Genomic DNA, 16,158 nt, shown 5'->3' with positions numbered 1-16,158 from the left:
TCAAGCCGGGGCATGACACCCGTTTCTAAAGGCTTCGCGTAAACCGGCTGAACTGAAACGCCTGCGTCGAATTCCACGGCGTATGATGTGTCTCGCTGCGCGTCTCGACCAACTCGAACTCCGGCCCGAGCTCTGCAGCAAGGCTGGCGCTGTCATGGCGTTGCACCGGCAAGCCACTGCATCTCTCCGGACCATCGGGCGCAAAGGTCGCAATGATGATCTGGCCGCCGGGCGCAATCGCGGATCGCAGCCGCTCGACATAAGCCGCCCTGTCGCGGGGCTCGGTCAGGAAGTGAAAGGCCGCGCGGTCGTGCCACACATCGTAAATCCTGGCCGGCCGCCAAGCCGTGGCATCGGCGATGATCCAGTCGACCGCGGAAGAGGCCTGACCGATTCGCGTCTTCACCGCGTCGAGCGCGTTGGCGGAGAGGTCCAGTACGGTGAGATCGCGATATCCGTCTTGAAGAAGAGCGTCGACCAGCCGCGAAGCGCCCCCGCCGATATCGATGATCGCCGCGTCGTGATCCGGATTGGCCGCGCGGATCATGTCGTGCGAGATCGTCGGGCTGTCCTGAAACCAGCTGACCTCGGTCTCGCCCTTGGTGGCGTAGACGTTGTCCCAATGCATGGTGCGATCGGACATGGCGCGCTCCGTGCGTGTCAAGCCGTCATCCTGAGGCGCCGGAGCGGAGCGGCGGCCTCCAGCGACAACGGCTTCGCCGTTGCGCGGGGATGACTGGGCTAAAGCCGATGAGGAAGAAATGGTAGGCGCGCGCGAAATTGCCAATCGCGCGTCCGTCGCTGCGGACGCGCTGGTCGGCGCGAAAGGTCCTACTCGTCCTTCTTCGACATGCGCTCGAGACGCTCCTGCATGTCCTTCATCTGCTGGCGCAAATCGTCGATGTTGGTGTCCTTCGGCGCCTCGGCGTTCGCGTCGGGCTCCGGCTCCGGGCTGGTCGCCGGACGGCCCGCATTGGGAGCAAACGGCTTGAACATCGAGAAGGTCTGCTGGAACAGCTCCATGTTGCGGCGGACTTGTTCTTCCAGAGGAGCAAAAGGAGTGCCGGACAGGGTGTTGGCGATCTGCTTGCGGAACTTCTCTTGCTCCTGGGTCAGGGTCGCGATCGACTGCTCCAGATATTTCGGCACCACCATCTGCATGCTGTCGCCGTAGAAGCGGATCAGCTGGCGCAGGAAGGTGGTCGGAAGCAGGTTCTGGCCGGCCTTGTTCTCCTGCTCGAAGATGATCTGGGCGAGCACGGAGCGGGTGATGTCGTCGCCGGTCTTGGCGTCATAGACCAGGAAATCTTCGCCATCCTTGACCATCGCGGCGAGGTCTTCCAGCGTGACGTAGGTACTCGTCCCGGTGTTATAGAGCCGGCGGTTCGCGTATTTCTTGATGGTTGTGGGTTGGTCTGATTTCGCCATGGGCTCTCACTTGCAAGGAACGCGGAGAACGGGAACCCGGCGGGCCATGCCGCAGGGCGGGAAGAGTACGCAACGCAACAAAATAAGCATTTTCAAAGGGCTCACGCTACCGTTTTGTGCGGCACGGTTAATCGCAGAGCAAAATCTTGCTTGCGAAAGCGCCAAGAACGCTATTTTGAATGCGCTGCGGCATGAATTCGGTCGCCGGCCGATTGACATGCCTCAACGACGTTAACAGGATGGCTGACGAGACTGGCGAGCCGTTTTCTCAAAGCCCCGCCTGCCCCCTTTCAAGAAACCTCAAGCCTCAGGAGATGCCCATGTCAGACGATGTCGTCATCGTCAGCGCCGCCCGCACCCCGGTCGGAAGCTTCAACGGAGCGTTCGCGACCCTTCCCGCCCACGATCTCGGCGCCGTCGCCATCAAGGCCGCGCTGGAGCGCGGTGGCATCGAGCCCGGCCGGGTCTCGGAAGTCATCATGGGGCAGATCCTGACCGCCGCCCAGGGCCAGAACCCGGCCCGCCAGGCCTCGATCGCCGCCGGTATTCCGGTGGAGAGCCCGGCCTGGGGCGTCAACCAGCTTTGCGGCTCGGGCCTGCGCACGGTCGCGCTCGGTTACCAGGCGCTGCTCAACGGCGATTCCGAAATCGTCGTCGCCGGTGGCCAGGAATCCATGAGCATGGCCCCGCACGCCCAGTATCTGCGTGGCGGCGTCAAGATGGGTGCCGTCGAGTTCGTCGACACCATGATCAAGGACGGCCTGTGGGATGCCTTCAACGGCTACCACATGGGCAACACCGCCGAGAACGTCGCACGGCAGTGGCAGATCACCCGCGCCCAGCAGGACGAGTTCGCGGTCGCCTCGCAGCAGAAGGCCGAAGCGGCGCAGAAGGCCGGCAAGTTCAACGACGAGATCGTCCCCGTCACCATCAAGACCCGCAAGGGCGACATCGTCGTCAGCGCCGACGAATATCCGCGTCATGGCGCCACGCTCGACGGCATGGCCAAGCTCAAGCCGGCCTTCGAGAAGGACGGCACGGTCACCGCGGGCTCGGCATCCGGCATCAATGACGGCGCCGCCGCCGTGGTGCTGATGACCGCCAAGCAGGCCGCCAAGGAAGGCAAGAAGCCGCTCGCGCGGATCGTGTCCTGGGCGCAGGCCGGCGTCGATCCGAAGATCATGGGCTCCGGCCCGATCCCGGCCTCGCGCGCCGCGCTGAAGAAGGCCGGCTGGAATGTCGGCGATCTCGACCTGATCGAGGCCAACGAGGCCTTCGCGGCGCAAGCCTGCGCCGTCAACAAGGATCTCGGCTGGGACACCTCCAAGGTCAACGTCAACGGCGGCGCGATCGCGATCGGCCATCCGGTCGGCGCGTCCGGCGCACGCGTGCTGGTGACGCTGCTGCACGAGATGCAGAAGCGCGATTCGAAGAAGGGCCTCGCCACGCTGTGCATCGGCGGCGGCATGGGCATCGCAATGTGCATCGCGCGCGACTGAAGATAGCTGACGCGTAGCTTACGCGCGGTTTGCGCGTGCGCTGCACACGTCAGTGAGTGCGTTGCACGCGACTAAAAAGGCAGCGGTTGCAAATCAAATATTCTTCGCAACCGCGCAAGCCTCGACTAAATACAAACGCCCGGCTCAACGCCGGGCGTTTTGTTCTTGATGTCCGTCAAACCAACCGCATAATCCAACGTTAAAAAACAATCGCTTCAGAAACGTCCGAAGAGTCCAAGGGAAGGAATACGACATGGCACGTGTTGCATTGGTCACGGGTGGTACGCGGGGCATCGGTGCTGCGATCAGCAAGGCACTGAAGGCGGCGGGATACAAGGTTGCGGCGAGCTATGCCGGCAACGATACGGCGGCGGAGAAGTTCAAGGCCGATACCGGCATCGCCGTCTACAAATGGGACGTCAGTAGTTTCGATGCCTGCGCCGAGGGCGTGAAGAAGGTCGAGGCCGATCTCGGGCCGATCGAGGTGCTCGTCAACAATGCCGGCATCACCCGCGACACCGCCTTCCACAAGATGACGCTGGAGCAGTGGAACGCGGTCATCAACACCAATCTCGGCTCGCTGTTCAACATGACGCGCCAGGTCATCGAGGGCATGCGTTCGCGCAAGTTCGGCCGCATCATCTCGATCTCGTCGATCAACGGCCAGAAGGGGCAGTTCGGTCAGGTCAATTATTCCGCGGCGAAGGCCGGCGACATCGGCTTCACCAAGGCGCTCGCGCTGGAGAATGCCAAGGGCGGCATCACCGTTAATGCGATCTGCCCCGGCTACATCAACACCGAAATGGTGCAGGCGGTGCCGAAGGACGTCCTGGAGAAGAACGTGATCCCGCAGATCCCGGTTAGCCGGCTCGGCGAGCCCGAAGAGATTGCCCGCGCGGTGGTGTTCCTGGCGGCTGACGAGGCCGGTTTCATCACGGGCTCGACGATGACCATCAATGGCGGCCAATATCAGGCCTGATAGGGCGCCACATCTTCAGGTCAAAAGCCTGTAGCTTCAGGCGCGACAAGGCGATAGTGAAGACGACAATGCCCGGCCTCGTGCCGGGCATCGTTGTCCTCAGAGCCTTCGTCAATGACCCCGCGCACAGCCACGCTGATCGGATTGACCGCGATCCTGATGTGGTCGCTGCTGTCGGTAATGACGGTGGCCACCGGAACGATCCCGGCGTTCCAGCTCGCCGCGATGACCTTCGCGATCGGTGGCCTGGTCGGCTTGCTCACCTGGATCGGCCGCGGCGAGGCGGCGAAGAGCCTGCGTCAGCCGCTGGTCGTCTGGGCCGTCGGCGTCGGCGGCCTGTTCGGCTATCACGCACTGTATTTTCTCGCGCTGCGCTTCGCGCCGCCGGCCGAAGCCGGCCTGCTGAATTATCTGTGGCCGCTGCTGATCGTGCTGTTCTCGTCCTTCCTGCCGGGCGAGCGGCTCGCCCTCCATCACATCGTTGGCGCGATGCTCGGCCTCGTCGGCACCGTGCTGCTGTTCGCCGGCAACACCTCCGGCTTCGCGGCCGGGCAGGTGCCGGGATTGGCCGCGGCCTTCATCGCTGCGTTCGTCTGGGCGGCCTATTCGGTGCTGTCGCGCCGGCTCAAGGCCGTTCCGACCGATGCGGTCGCTGGATTCTGCCTGGCCACCGCCGTGCTTGCCGCGCTGATGCACGGCCTGCTCGAGACCACCGTCTGGCCGGAGACCACGCTGCAATGGCTCTCGGTGATCGCGCTGGGCATCGGTCCCGTCGGTGCCGCGTTCTACGCCTGGGACATCGGCATGAAGCGCGGTGACATCCGCGTGCTCGGCGCCGCCTCCTACGCGACGCCGCTGCTCTCGACCGGCTTCCTCATCGCCGCCGGATTTGCCAAGGCCAGCGCCAACATCGCGATTGCTGCGATCCTGATTGCCGGCGGCGGCCTGATTGCGGCGAAGGATATGGTGCTGCGGAAGCGATGATCATTCCGGGCTCGATGCTGCATGCGATGCCCGAAATGACAGTTGACCCTACGGCTCCCAGCCCTGTGGTGCGAGCTCGAAGCCTGCGAATTCGAATGCCGGGGCCACGGTGCAGCCGACCAGCGTCCACTCGCCCGTCGTCTCCGCCGATTGCCAGGCCTGTGCCGGCACGATTGCCTGCGGCCGGTCTCCATTCGCAAGGTCAGTGCCGAGCCGCACCTGGTGCTGCGAGCAGCCGTCATGGGCGATGCGCAGCATCAAGGGACTGCCGGCGTAATAGTGCCATGTCTCGACCGCATCGACGCGATGCCAGTGCGAACGCTCGCCGCGTGCGAGCAGGAAGTAGATCAGGGTCGAGCGCGAACGCCCGTTGGCGTCAGTGGTCTGGTCGCGAAATGTCTCGCGATAATGGCCGCCCTCGGGATGCGGACGGAGTTCGAGGCGCGCGATGATCTCGGCTGCAGTCGGCATCGATTCCAGTCAGGGCTTTCTTCTGCAGGACTTTGTGTTCAGGACTTGGTCTTCAGGATTTGTTCTTCAGGACTTGTTCTTGCGCTCGCGCAGCTCGCCGAACACCGCGGCGGCATCCGCGCCCTTCATGTGCAGCCTCGCTGCGACCTGCGGCTCATCGGCGCGCAGGAACACGTTGGCCCGCTTCTCGTCGCCAAGCAGTGTGGGAATGGTCGGCTTGTTCTCGGCCCGGAGCCTCGTCACCTCCGCCGCGCGCGCCTGGAGCGCTGCATTGTCGGGATCGACGGTGAGCGCGAACTTGACGTTGGAGGCCGTGTATTCGTGGCCGCAATAGAGCTTGAAGTCGTCGGGCAGGGCACGCAGCTTCAGAAGCGAATCCCACATCATCGGATAGGTGCCCTCGAACACGCGGCCGCAGCCGATCGAGAACAGCGTGTCGGCGGCGAACACCGTCTTCTCGGTGTCGAACACGTAGGAGATGTGGTCGAGCGTATGACCCGGCGTCTCCAGCACGCGCGCCAGCAAATTGCCTATCTTGACCACGTCGGCATTGGCGACACGCAGATCGACGTCCGCAATTTTGGTGGTCTTGTCGTGCGGCGCGACGACGCGGCAGTTGTATTTCTGCTTGAGTTCGGCGACCCCGCCGACATGATCGCCGTGATGATGGGTGATCAGGATGTCGGTGAGCTGCCAGCCCTCGCGCTCCAGCGCCGCCAGGATGGGGCCGGCCTCAGGCGCGTCGATCGACGCCGTCGCCTTGGTTTCCACATCGTGGATCAGATAGCCGAAATTGTCGTTTAAACAGGTGAAAGTACGAATTTCGGCGGCCATGTCATCTCCATCGGGCTCAGCCCCGCCAGACAAATATGGCGTTAACGTTGCGCAGGCAATGCAATATTCCGCGCGCGGCGGCGGTCTCGCGCATGTTACATTGCCGTCATGACCATCGACGTCGTCGACCTCCGCGAGTTCTATTCCCGCCGCCTCGGGATCGTGGCGCGGCAAATGATCAATCGCGGCATCAGGGAACGCTGGCCGAGGGCGGAAGGCCAGCGCGTGCTCGGCCTCGGCTATCCCACGCCCTATCTGGGGCTGTTCCGCGAAGACGCCGAGCGCTGCCTCGCCTTCATGCCGGCGGCCCAGGGCGTCCTGAAATGGCCGACGGGACGGCCGGCGCTGGCCTCGCTGGTCGACGAATTCTCGCTGCCGCTCCCCGACGCCGCGGTCGACCGCATCCTGCTGGTCCACGCTCTGGAGATGTCGGACGATCCGGCCGCGCTGCTGCGCGAGGTATGGCGCGTGCTGTCGCCGTCAGGGCGCGTGATCGCGGTGATCCCGAACCGGCGCGGGGTGTGGACCCGCACCGACAGCACGCCGTTCGGTCACGGCCGGCCGTATTCGCGCTCGCAGATCACCGACCTGCTGCGCCAGACCTGGTTCACGCCGACCGCCTGGGGCGAGGCGCTGTTCATGCCGCCCTATGCCGGCGGCTGGGTGCTGAAATCGGCGCAGATGTGGGAGCGCGCCGGTGCGGCATTGTCGCTGCCCTTTGCCGGCGTCCATATCGTGGAGGCGACCAAGCAGGTCTACCGCGCGATCCCCGCCAAGCGCGAGCGGGCACGGCTGATTCCGTCGCTCGCGAAGCCCGTGCTGGTCCCGTCTTCGACGACGGCGACGCGCAGTTAGGTCACAAGCGTTGCCGCGACCGGTGGTCGTTAAAAACAAAATCGTCCCGGCGAGGCCGGGACGATTCCAGATCAGTCGATCAGAAGAGACTTACTCGCTGGGCGCAAGGTCATCGCCGGATGCGGCCGGAGCTGCTTCGCGCTCGGGACGCGGGCCATGCGGCCGGCGCCGCCGGCGCGGATAGCGTTCGCCACCGCCGGCTCCGCCCTCGAAACCGGCCTGGCCGCCATTCGCGCCGCCGTTCACCTGCGGCTGCGCGCCGGTGATGAAGGAGGGCAGGCGATCGACGCTGCCGGCGTCGGTGACGACGGGCTGCGGCTGATTCTGCGGTTGCGGCTGGGGCTGATATTGCGGCTGCGGGCGATGGTCGCGCTCGCGATGCTCGCGCGGCTGCTGCTGATCGCGCTGATAGGGCTGGTTGTCGCGCTGCTGATGATCACGCTGATGATGATCGCGCTGGCCGTCGCGGTCGCGCGCGAAGGGCTGCTGCTGTTGCGGCTGCGGGACGAAGCCCGGCTCCTGGCCGAAATTCGAGAAATTCTCGCCGTCGTCGTCGCCGTCGTCGCTATTGCTGCTGATCGGCTCGTCACCGCGCGGCTGCTGGTTCTGGCGGAACTGTTCCTGGGCCGCGGCGATCAGGCGGAAATAATGCTCGGCGTGCTGGTAGTAGTTCTCGGCTGCAACGGGGTCGCCGGAGGAGCGCGCGTCGCGTGCGAGCTGGAGATACTTTTCAGCGATGTGCGAGGCGGTGCCGCGGATCTTGATGTCGGGTCCGTTGGACTCGTAGACCCGGGTCATCGGGTTCTGGCTGCGCCGGTTGTTGTTGTTATTGTTATTGTTGCGGTTGCGCATCCGCTGCTTGTTCTGACCGTTTCTCATGTCCTGCCTTTAATTCCAGCCCTAAACGTTGCACGCATTACTGATTGCCAGGAGTGACCTGGTGACAGCGGTTCACATCGCTCGCGCGCACCGCGCGCAAGAGCGGATCGAACCCTGCCGATGTTCGTCGACCGTCGCGTTCAACAAGGACGCGTTCCCCACCCGCCAGCACTGATCGCCAGCGAACCCATTCATTTTGCCTGCCGAAACAAGCCCAGCTGTGTTGCGTAAGTCTTCAAGCGCAATATCAGGCTTTCGTTCACTTTTGCGGTCGGAGAGCAGCGCAGCTCCACTGGCTATCGCGCTTCACAGGACCTGCGGCTTGGAACCTTTATCAGTAAAGCTCTCGCCCGAGAGCCCGGCTTTCGCCCGTAGGTCTACGGGGCCGGCACCGATGTGTTGATCGGAACGTAGTCGTTCCCAAGGGATATTCCAAGAGCTTTTTGCAAGCCAATCCGGCTTTTATGGGGGCATTTTTCGGGCCGAAACGGCCCGCGGAATGCCCGCCAGGTCGGCCTTGGGTGGCCTGTCCACCGTTAACGCGCCAGCTATCATCAAGGTTTCAATATTTCTGGCCTGCCCCTGTCCGGCCTCGACGATCAGCGCTCCGCCGGGGGCGAGACGCTCGGCGGCCTGCGGGACGAGGGCGCGATAGGCGTCATATCCGTCATTGCCGCCGTCGAGCGCCAGATGCGGATCGTGGTCGCGCACCTCGATGCTCAGTCTCGGAATTTCGGCGGAGGGAATGTAGGGCGGGTTCGAAACGATGAGGTCAAACGGGCCGCGCAGCGCCGTCAGATAGGAGCAGGCGACGAAGCCGGCGCGGCCGGCGAGGCCGAGGGCGGCCGCATTGTCGCGCGCCGTATCGAGCGCCGTCGGGCTGACATCGGTACCGACGCCGAACGCGTCGGGAATCTCCCACAGCAATGCGAGCAGGATGGCGCCCGATCCGACGCCGATATCGGCGATTCGCGGGCGCCGGCCCGATATCGCCAGCTCGCGGAAGATCTCGAGCGCCAGTTCGACGACGGTCTCGGTATCCGGCCGCGGTACCAGCGTCGCCTCGGACAACCGCAACGGCATGCCCCAGAAGTCTCGCACGCCGAGAATGCGGGCGACCGGCTCATGCGCGAGCCGGCGTTGCGCGTATCGTTCGAGCTGCGTGGTCTCCTCAGGCGTGAGTTGTCGCGATGCCTGCGTCACCATGCCGGTCAGATCGAGCTCCAGCGCGGCCCCGACGAGCAGGCGCGCATCGAGGGCCGCCTCCTCGATGCCGGCCGCTTGCAGCCGTGCCGCGAGCGCGCGCCGCGCACTCTCGACATTATGTCCGGGATAGATATTTGTCGCCAATGGAGCCATCCTGCCTGCCATCGTGGATAGATCGGCCGGCTCGCTTGCGTCAACGGAAAGGAGCGCGTTTGATCGCGCCTCGCAAGCGTGGAGGGGTCCATGACGGCCTATGACGATCAGAACGTCTTCGCAAAGGTCCTGCGCGGCGAGATTCCCTGCTTCGAGGTTTTCAGGGACGAGCGCAGCCTGGCCTTCCTCGACATCATGCCGCGCGCGCCCGGGCACACGCTGGTGATTCCGCGGGCGCCGGCGCGCGGCATCCTGGATATTGCGGAGGACGATCTTGCCGCCGTCGCCCGGACGGCCAAGCGAATCGCGATTGCGGCGATGAAGGCGTTTGACGCGGAGGGTATCATCCTCCAGCAGTTCAGCGAGCCGGCCAGCGGGCAGGTGGTGCTTCACCTGCACATGCACGTCATGCCTGTCAGGGCCGGCGTCGACCTCTTGCCGGCGCAGACGCGCAAGGAAGATATGGCTGTGCTCGCCGATCATGCCAAACGGATGATCGCAGCCCTCGGCGGCTGAACCTGACAGCCGAACTCGGCGGCCGACTAAACGCCGAGGTAGCGCTGCAGCAGCTCCGGCTGGGCCTTGAGCTCCTGCGCCGGACCCTCGTGCACGATGTGGCCGTTGTTGATGATGTAGATCCGGTTCGCCAGCGCCAGCGTCGCCGCCAAATTCTGCTCGACCAGCACGATGGTCTGGCCGGCCGCCGCCAGCTCCCGGCAGGCCTTGACGAGATCGTGGACGATGACGGGCGCGAGCCCCTCGAACGGCTCGTCCAGCAGCACGATCTTGGGATCGCGCACCAGCGCCCGCGCAATCGCGAGCATCTGCTGCTCGCCGCCGGAGAGCTCGGTGCCGCGGTTGTTGCGTCGCTCCTTCAGCCGCGGAAACATCTCGTAGATGCGGTCGAGCGGCCAGCGTTTCGGCGCGGTGAACCCGGCAAGGACGATGTTTTCCTCCACCGACAGGCTGCCGAAGATGCGCCGCTCCTCGTGCACGAGCTGCATGCCCGCCTGCGCGATTCTGTGGCTCCTGCGTCCGGCGATATCGACGCCGTCGAATTTCACGCTGCCGCTGTGCGGCGTCACGACGCCCATCAGGCTCTTCAGAGTCGTGCTCTTGCCGGCGCCGTTGCGGCCGAGCAGCGCCACCACCTCGTGACGTTCGACGTGCATGGCGACGTCGAACAGGATGTGGGAATCCCCGTAATAGCTGTTCAGGCCGTTGACCTCGATCAGGCTCATGCGGCGATCTCCCCATTCACGCCGCCGAGATAGGCTTCCTGCACCGCGGCGTTGGTCCGGATTTCCTCCGGCGTGCCGTCGAGCAGCACCTTGCCCTCCTGAAGCACCGTGACGCGCTCGACCAGCTCGAACAGCGAATCCATGTCGTGGTCGATGATGATCATGGTGCGGCCGCGCGCGATCGATTTGAGCAGCTTGACGGTCTCGACCCGCTCGCGCGGGCTCATGCCCGCGAGCGGCTCGTCGAGCAGCAGCAGGCGCGGCGAGGTCGCGAGCGCGAGCCCGATCTCGAGCCGGCGCTTCTCGCCATAGGCGAGTTCGGCGACCGGCGTGTCGGCGCGGCGGGTCAGGTTGACCAGCGCCAGCGTATGCTCCACCTGCTCGGTCAGGCCCTTGACGCCGGAGAGCTTGCGGAAGAGATCGAGTCGGAACTTGCCGCGCAGCTCGGCGAGCGCGGCGATCGTCAGGTTCTGCCGCACCGTCAGCCCGGTGAAGAGCTGATTGACCTGATAGCTCTTGGTGAGCCCGAGCTGGCAAACCTCGGTGACCTTCAATCCCGTGATGTCGCGTCCCTCGAATACGATCTGGCCGGAGGTCGGCGCGATCTCGCAGGTCAGCATCTTGAAGAAGGTCGATTTGCCGGCGCCGTTGGGGCCGATGATGCCGCGCAGCTCGCCTTGATTGACGCTGAAATCGATGTCGCTGTTGGCGACGAGGCCGCCATAGCGCTTGGTCAAGCCGGTGGCTCTCAGGATCGGCCCGGAATAAGCGGGGTGCGCGACCTCCTTGGCCTGCATCGGCGCGGGCGCTAGGTGCAGTGTCGTGTCAGTGTCCGGCTCGGCCTCCGTATCGCTCCGCTTACGCCTGCCGGAGAGGAGGCGATAAAGGTCCGCAAGACCGCCGATGATGCCGCCGCGCAGGAAGCAGACCAGCAGCACGAACACGACGCCAAGCACCAGCTTCCAGGCGGCACCCAAGCCCAGCGCGGATTGCAGGAAATCCTGGAGGAACAGCCAGACGGTCGCGCCGACCAGAGGCCCGAACAGCGTGCCTCGACCGCCAATGGCGGTCTGCATCACAAGCTGGCCGGACGTGTCGAAGGTGAACGCGTCGGGTGGCATGAAGGCCTGGAGCACGCCGAGCAGGCCGCCGGCAAACCCCGCATAGGCCGCTGCGATCACGAAAGCAGTCAGCTTGTAGCCATGGATGTTGTGGCCGACCGCGGTGGCGCGCAGCGGATTGTCGCGGATCGCGCTGAAAATGGCGCCGACCGGCGAGCGCACGATCCTCAGCGCAATGATGACGCCGACGAAGTAGCACAGCGCGATGAATTGATAGAGCGACCAGCCATTGGTGAAGTGGAGGGTGGTGAAGCCGAGATTGAAGCTCGGCGTTGGCACGCCCGGCAGGCCGTTCTCGCCGCCGGTGAAGTCGGAGAGCGGATTGAACTCGACGAAGAAAAACACTTCCGCGATCGCGACCGTGATCATGGCGAAGTAGATGCCGGTGCGGCGGAGCGCGATCAGGCCGATCAGATAGCCGGTCGCGGCCGCCGCGATCATGCCGATGATCAGCGCGCCCAGCACGTTGCCGAAGCCGGCGCGGGTCAGGAGGTACGCCGCGACGAAGCCGCCGGTACCGTAGAAAGCGGACTGGCCGAACGACAGCAGGCCGGTGAAGCCGAACAGGATGTCGAAGCCGAGACCGAACAGGCCCCAGACCAGGATCCGGTTCACGGTGTTGGGCGCGAAGCCGAGATGGGGCAGCACGAAGGGGGCCACGATCAGGCCGATCGCCGTCAGTGTCTCGATCAGGAAGGGGCGTTGCTTGAGCATCAGGAGATCACTTACTCGCGGCCCTGGACGCCGAGCAGGCCATGCGGTCGCACCACGAGCACGAGCGTCATTGCCGCAAACAGCATCACATAGGCGTAGCCGGGGTTGAACATGGAGGTGACGCTGATGATCTCGCCGGCGATCAGGCCGCCCAGGATCGCGCCTGGGAACGAGCCGACGCCGCCGATCACCACCACCACGAAGGTCTGGACCAGGATGTCGTCACCGATGCCCGGTGTCAGCGACACTACCGGCGCGTTGACGATGCCGGCAAAGCCGGCGGCCATCGCGCCGATGCCGAACACCACCATGAAGACCCGGTAGACATCGATGCCGAGCGAATCCACCATCACGGAGTCCTCGATGCCGGCCCGCACGATCATGCCGAGCCTTGTCCGGTAGAGGATGATGAACAGCGCGCCGAGCGCGATCGCGACGATGCCGACCACCGCGAGGCGGTAGGTCGGATAGAACATGAAGCCGAGATTGGTGATGCCCTGGAATATCGCCGGCGGCGGGACCAGCTGCGACTGGCTGGAGAAGATCAGCCGGATGATCTCGACGAAGCAGATGCCGAGCCCGAAAGTCACGAGCAACTGATCCTCGTGCGGCCGATGATAGAAATGGCGGATGATGACGCGTTCCATCGCAACGCCGAGCAGCATCACGAACAGCGAGCCGGCGATTACGGCGAGGATGAACGATTCCGTGTACTGGTAGGCGACGAATCCGGCATAGCCGCCGATCATGAACATCGCGCCATGCGCGAGGTTGAGCACGCCGAGCGTGCCGTAGATAATGGTCAGGCCGGAGCTGATCAGCGCGAGCAGCGCGCCAAGCGCGAGCCCGTTGAAGAGCTGCGAGACGAGGTTGGGCCAACTAATCATGCAGGGATCACGGTTGTGGCGGCGCGTTCCGGCGATGCGCAAAAAATGGGTGACGCCGCAGGAGCCGGAAGCGACCTACGGCGTCACAGGGGGTTAGCGCGAGCTCAGCTGTAGTCGCCGGGATGGCAGCCGAAGGCGTCCGGCTTCTGCATCAAGGCTTCGCCCGGGACGACCTCGACCACATCGTACCAATCTTCCTTCGTCTTCATGTCCTTCTGCTGCTTGCCCTTGACGATGATCACCGGGCGGACGCACTGATGGTCCTCGGGGCGGTAATGCACGTCGCCGACCAGGGACGGCAGCGTCTCGCCCTTCTCATAGGCCTTGATCACGTCGGGCGGGCTGAAGCTGCCGGCCTGCTCGCACATGCGGGCCCAGTGCGCGAAGCTGACATAGGCGTTCTCCGCGCCCCATTCCGGCTTGTAGCCGTACTTCTTCTCGAAGGCCTCGTTGAACATCTTGGCGAGCGGGAATTTGTCCTCGAGCGTCCACCAATAGTCGGTGGCGGCGTAGACGCCCTGCATCAACCCGCCGGTCTCGCGCGCGATGAAGGGTACCTGGTAGGGGACGACCAGCTTCATCTTGTCGAGCACGCCGAACTGCTTGGCCTGCTGCGTCGACAGCACCGCGTCGTGGCCCCAGTTGACGTTGATCAGCACGTCGGCGCCGGAATTCGCGACGTTCAGCAGATAGGAGGAATAATCGGGCGCGCCGAGCGGCGCGACCTGGTTGGTGACGGTGGTCCAGCCGGCGGTCGCAAGAAAGTCCTGCATCGACTTGGTGACGGTGTGACCGTAGGTGTAATCAGGCGTGAGATACGCAGCCTTCTTGCCCTTGCCGAACTCCTTGACCATGACGGGGCCGATCGCCGCCGCGGCGGTCTGGCCGAAGAAGTTCTGGCGGAAGCCGTAGCGGACGCAGTCCTTGCCGGTGGTGTCGTTCGAGCCGGAGATGCCGCAGACGAAGATCACCTTCTCGCGCTGGGCGAGCTTGTTCAGCGCGACCGCAACGGCGCTCGAGGTGCCGCCGGTGATCATGATCGCCTTGTTCTCGCTGATGAAGCGCTGCTGCGCCTGCACCGCCTCGTTGGGCTTGGCCGCGGAATCCGCGACGCCGAATTTCAGCTCCTTGCCGAGCACGCCCTTGCTGGTCTTCGGCGAGATCTTCTTGATCAGGTCGTGACCGCCGTTGATGTGCTCGATCGCGAGTTGATAGCCCTTGAGCTCGTCCTCGCCCTGCACGGCATAGGTGCCGGTGCGCGGCACCGAGATGCCGATGAAGGCGGTGGAACCCGAAACGCCCGCGGGATAGGAGCCGATCGCCGGCTTGTCCTCGGCGAAGGCCGGCATCGCAGGCAGCACCGAGCCGCCGATGAGGCCTGCCGTGGTCTGGAGCAGGCCGCGGCGCGAGAGGCCACGGCGAATGAGATGGTCCGTCATGAGCGTTTCCTCCGGATATCGTTCTTGTTTGCAGGCAAAGGACGACCTGTCCGGCGGCAACCGGCCTCGAAGGGCCTGCCTGCACCGGGCACGTCACATCCGCGTGTAGCTCCTGGACGTAAACATTGCTCGTGAACACCTTCTGTCAATTTCGCCTTTGGTCGAACGATGAAAATTATCGCGTGAAAACATATCGGATCACGATATATATTAGTCTTTGTGAGTACGAGATTGGCGGGTTCGGCGAGAGAGATGCCGCGGCAGACGACAGTAGCGGGTACCCGGAAGCGACGGTCCTGGCCGCAAGAAGCGGAGCGGCAGGAGGCGGCGTGGCCTGCCGGGGAGGGGAGCGACCAGCGCGCATCGCCGCAGCCCGGCGATGCCTCGCGCATGCCGGAGCCGCGTGGCCGGTCCGCCGGTCAGCGAGGGCCGGCCGTCGGGTCCGTTCAGGCCAAGCGCACGCCGGTGCCGATGCAGAGACTGAGCGTGCGGGCCCAGAATGTCCTGAAGGAGCTCGCGGTCGAGCTCACCGGCGAGCAGCCGCCGAAGGGGACCTGGTCGCCCTCGCGCGAGCTGCTGCTCGCGCTGACGGCGGAGCGGCTTGCGACGACGCGCAATTGCGGTCCTCACACCATGCGGGAGATTGTCGACTGGGCGCAGGGTTGCGGCGTGACCATCAAGCCGGTGATCCCGCCCGGCGGCTCGCTGTCGCAGATGTGGGGCGAGTTGATCACGAATGCATCCGAAGGCGCCTTGACCAGCGCCGAGATCGTCAGTGCGCTCCAGCGCTCGATCAGGCGGAAGAGCGTTCGTATTCCGATCGCATTTCAGGTCATCCTGGTGAAGATCCTGCTCTCCCACTTCGAATAGAAGGGCTGCAAGCCCCTCCTATACTTGTGCATCTGCAAGGCCCGTCGGTGGTTCCGCCCGGCCTTCCTTGCTAGTCTCGGCAGCGCCCGCTCCGCCGGCGGGCGGAGTTCGAAAGGCACGGAATGGCTGACGCGAAGCGGAAGACTGGACGCACGGCGCGCGCTGCGCCCTCGAGGGGCGGCGCGATGCGCGAGGCTGACTATGCGGCGCTCGCCCAATTCCGCTACCAGCTGCGCACCTTCCTCGCCTTCAGCGAAGCGGCGGCCCAGAGCGCCGGGTTGACGCCGCAGCAGCACCAGGCACTGCTGGCGATCAAGGGGCTGGCCGACCCCAACGGCGCCAGCGTCGGCGACATCGCCGGCTTCCTCCTGATCCGGCACCATACGGCGGTGGAGCTGGTGGACCGCATGGCGAAGCTGAAGCTGATCGCTCGGGAGGCCGATCCCGAGGATGCAAGGCGCGTCCTGGTCAAGCTGACGGCCAAGGGCGAGCAGAAGCTGCGCTCGCTTTCGCGCATTCACCTGGACGAGCTGAGCGCCGCTGCACCCGCGTTGGGCAAGATCCTGCGATCGTTTCTGGCAAAGGTGCGCTGAGGCAG

At 64.7% G+C, this 16,158-nt stretch carries 17 protein-coding genes; 7 read left to right on the top strand and 10 right to left on the bottom strand.

Annotated elements, in window-relative coordinates; genetic code table 11:
• Positions 1 to 25: 25 nt before the first annotated feature.
• Both GGD67_RS08940 and phaR read right to left on the bottom strand, forming a co-directional pair.
• Positions 26 to 643: a trans-aconitate 2-methyltransferase gene (locus GGD67_RS08940; RefSeq protein ID WP_179732223.1), complete on the bottom strand. Its 618-nt coding sequence runs from the start codon at positions 641 to 643 to the stop codon at positions 26 to 28.
• A gap of 188 nt (positions 644 to 831) precedes the next feature.
• Complete coding sequence (gene phaR, locus GGD67_RS08935; RefSeq protein WP_018320524.1) at positions 832 to 1,428, bottom strand: polyhydroxyalkanoate synthesis repressor PhaR; 597 nt, start codon at positions 1,426 to 1,428, stop codon at positions 832 to 834.
• Between the two features lie 320 nt (positions 1,429 to 1,748).
• On the opposite strand from phaR, the gene GGD67_RS08930 reads away from it, so the two are divergent.
• The 3 genes from GGD67_RS08930 (at position 1,749) to GGD67_RS08920 (ending at position 4,890) form a co-directional block, all read left to right on the top strand.
• Positions 1,749 to 2,927, top strand: a complete 1,179-nt coding sequence (locus GGD67_RS08930) for an acetyl-CoA C-acetyltransferase (RefSeq protein ID WP_026202376.1) — start codon at positions 1,749 to 1,751, stop codon at positions 2,925 to 2,927.
• Between the two features lie 253 nt (positions 2,928 to 3,180).
• A complete protein-coding gene (phbB, locus tag GGD67_RS08925) occupies positions 3,181 to 3,906 on the top strand; it encodes an acetoacetyl-CoA reductase (RefSeq protein ID WP_018320526.1) in 726 nt (241 codons plus the stop codon).
• Between the two features lie 114 nt (positions 3,907 to 4,020).
• A complete protein-coding gene (locus GGD67_RS08920) occupies positions 4,021 to 4,890 on the top strand; it encodes a DMT family transporter (RefSeq protein WP_179732221.1) in 870 nt (289 codons plus the stop codon).
• Between the two features lie 48 nt (positions 4,891 to 4,938).
• Here the strand turns inward: GGD67_RS08920 and GGD67_RS08915 are convergent, their stop codons facing one another.
• Both GGD67_RS08915 and gloB read right to left on the bottom strand, forming a co-directional pair.
• Positions 4,939 to 5,361: a cupin domain-containing protein gene (locus tag GGD67_RS08915; protein ID WP_018320528.1), complete on the bottom strand. Its 423-nt coding sequence runs from the start codon at positions 5,359 to 5,361 to the stop codon at positions 4,939 to 4,941.
• Between the two features lie 66 nt (positions 5,362 to 5,427).
• On the bottom strand, positions 5,428 to 6,195 hold the full coding sequence (gloB, locus tag GGD67_RS08910) for a hydroxyacylglutathione hydrolase (RefSeq protein WP_018320529.1): 768 nt from the start codon (positions 6,193 to 6,195) through the stop codon (positions 5,428 to 5,430).
• A gap of 108 nt (positions 6,196 to 6,303) precedes the next feature.
• Between gloB and GGD67_RS08905 the strand changes: the two genes are divergently transcribed.
• Positions 6,304 to 7,050 carry a methyltransferase domain-containing protein gene (locus tag GGD67_RS08905; RefSeq protein WP_018320530.1) on the top strand — a complete coding sequence of 249 codons (747 nt, stop codon included), beginning with the start codon at positions 6,304 to 6,306 and terminating at the stop codon, positions 7,048 to 7,050.
• Positions 7,051 to 7,140: 90 nt separating this feature from the next.
• On the opposite strand, the gene GGD67_RS08900 is transcribed toward GGD67_RS08905, so the two are convergent.
• Together GGD67_RS08900 and prmC are read right to left on the bottom strand one after the other, a co-directional pair.
• Positions 7,141 to 7,929 (bottom strand): DUF4167 domain-containing protein, encoded by a 789-nt coding sequence (locus tag GGD67_RS08900; RefSeq protein ID WP_018320531.1) that lies wholly within the window; start codon positions 7,927 to 7,929, stop codon positions 7,141 to 7,143.
• A gap of 462 nt (positions 7,930 to 8,391) precedes the next feature.
• The gene (prmC, locus tag GGD67_RS08895; RefSeq protein ID WP_179732219.1) at positions 8,392 to 9,288 is read right to left on the bottom strand and encodes a peptide chain release factor N(5)-glutamine methyltransferase; all 897 of its coding nucleotides are present in this window, start codon (positions 9,286 to 9,288) and stop codon (positions 8,392 to 8,394) included.
• Between the two features lie 90 nt (positions 9,289 to 9,378).
• On the opposite strand from prmC, the gene GGD67_RS08890 reads away from it, so the two are divergent.
• Positions 9,379 to 9,804 carry an HIT domain-containing protein gene (locus GGD67_RS08890; protein ID WP_018320533.1) on the top strand — a complete coding sequence of 142 codons (426 nt, stop codon included), beginning with the start codon at positions 9,379 to 9,381 and terminating at the stop codon, positions 9,802 to 9,804.
• A 26-nt stretch (positions 9,805 to 9,830) separates the two neighbouring features.
• On the opposite strand, the gene GGD67_RS08885 is transcribed toward GGD67_RS08890, so the two are convergent.
• The 4 genes from GGD67_RS08885 to GGD67_RS08870 all read right to left on the bottom strand — a co-directional run bounded on the left by GGD67_RS08885 (position 9,831) and on the right by GGD67_RS08870 (position 14,690).
• On the bottom strand, positions 9,831 to 10,529 hold the full coding sequence (locus tag GGD67_RS08885; protein WP_179732217.1) for an ABC transporter ATP-binding protein: 699 nt from the start codon (positions 10,527 to 10,529) through the stop codon (positions 9,831 to 9,833).
• Positions 10,526 to 12,364 carry an ABC transporter permease subunit gene (locus tag GGD67_RS08880; RefSeq protein ID WP_179732215.1) on the bottom strand — a complete coding sequence of 613 codons (1,839 nt, stop codon included), beginning with the start codon at positions 12,362 to 12,364 and terminating at the stop codon, positions 10,526 to 10,528. Before GGD67_RS08880 ends, GGD67_RS08885 begins: the two co-directional genes overlap by 4 nt.
• Before the next feature lie 11 nt (positions 12,365 to 12,375).
• Complete coding sequence (locus GGD67_RS08875; protein ID WP_179732214.1) at positions 12,376 to 13,251, bottom strand: branched-chain amino acid ABC transporter permease; 876 nt, start codon at positions 13,249 to 13,251, stop codon at positions 12,376 to 12,378.
• Positions 13,252 to 13,355: 104 nt separating this feature from the next.
• Entirely contained in the window at positions 13,356 to 14,690 is a 1,335-nt protein-coding gene (locus tag GGD67_RS08870; protein WP_179732212.1) for a substrate-binding protein, read from the bottom strand.
• Positions 14,691 to 15,080: 390 nt separating this feature from the next.
• On the opposite strand from GGD67_RS08870, the gene GGD67_RS08865 reads away from it, so the two are divergent.
• Both GGD67_RS08865 and GGD67_RS08860 read left to right on the top strand, forming a co-directional pair.
• Entirely contained in the window at positions 15,081 to 15,560 is a 480-nt protein-coding gene (locus GGD67_RS08865; RefSeq protein ID WP_246783478.1) for a hypothetical protein, read from the top strand.
• A 122-nt stretch (positions 15,561 to 15,682) separates the two neighbouring features.
• Positions 15,683 to 16,153, top strand: a complete 471-nt coding sequence (locus tag GGD67_RS08860) for a MarR family winged helix-turn-helix transcriptional regulator (RefSeq protein WP_179732208.1) — start codon at positions 15,683 to 15,685, stop codon at positions 16,151 to 16,153.
• The last annotated feature ends 5 nt before the right edge of the window (positions 16,154 to 16,158 follow it).

This window comes from Bradyrhizobium sp. IAR9 (genome assembly GCF_013408065.1).
Lineage (GTDB): Bacteria > Pseudomonadota > Alphaproteobacteria > Rhizobiales > Xanthobacteraceae > Bradyrhizobium.
Note: the sequence above shows the minus strand (reverse complement) of the source record. Positions and strands in the feature narration are given on the sequence as shown.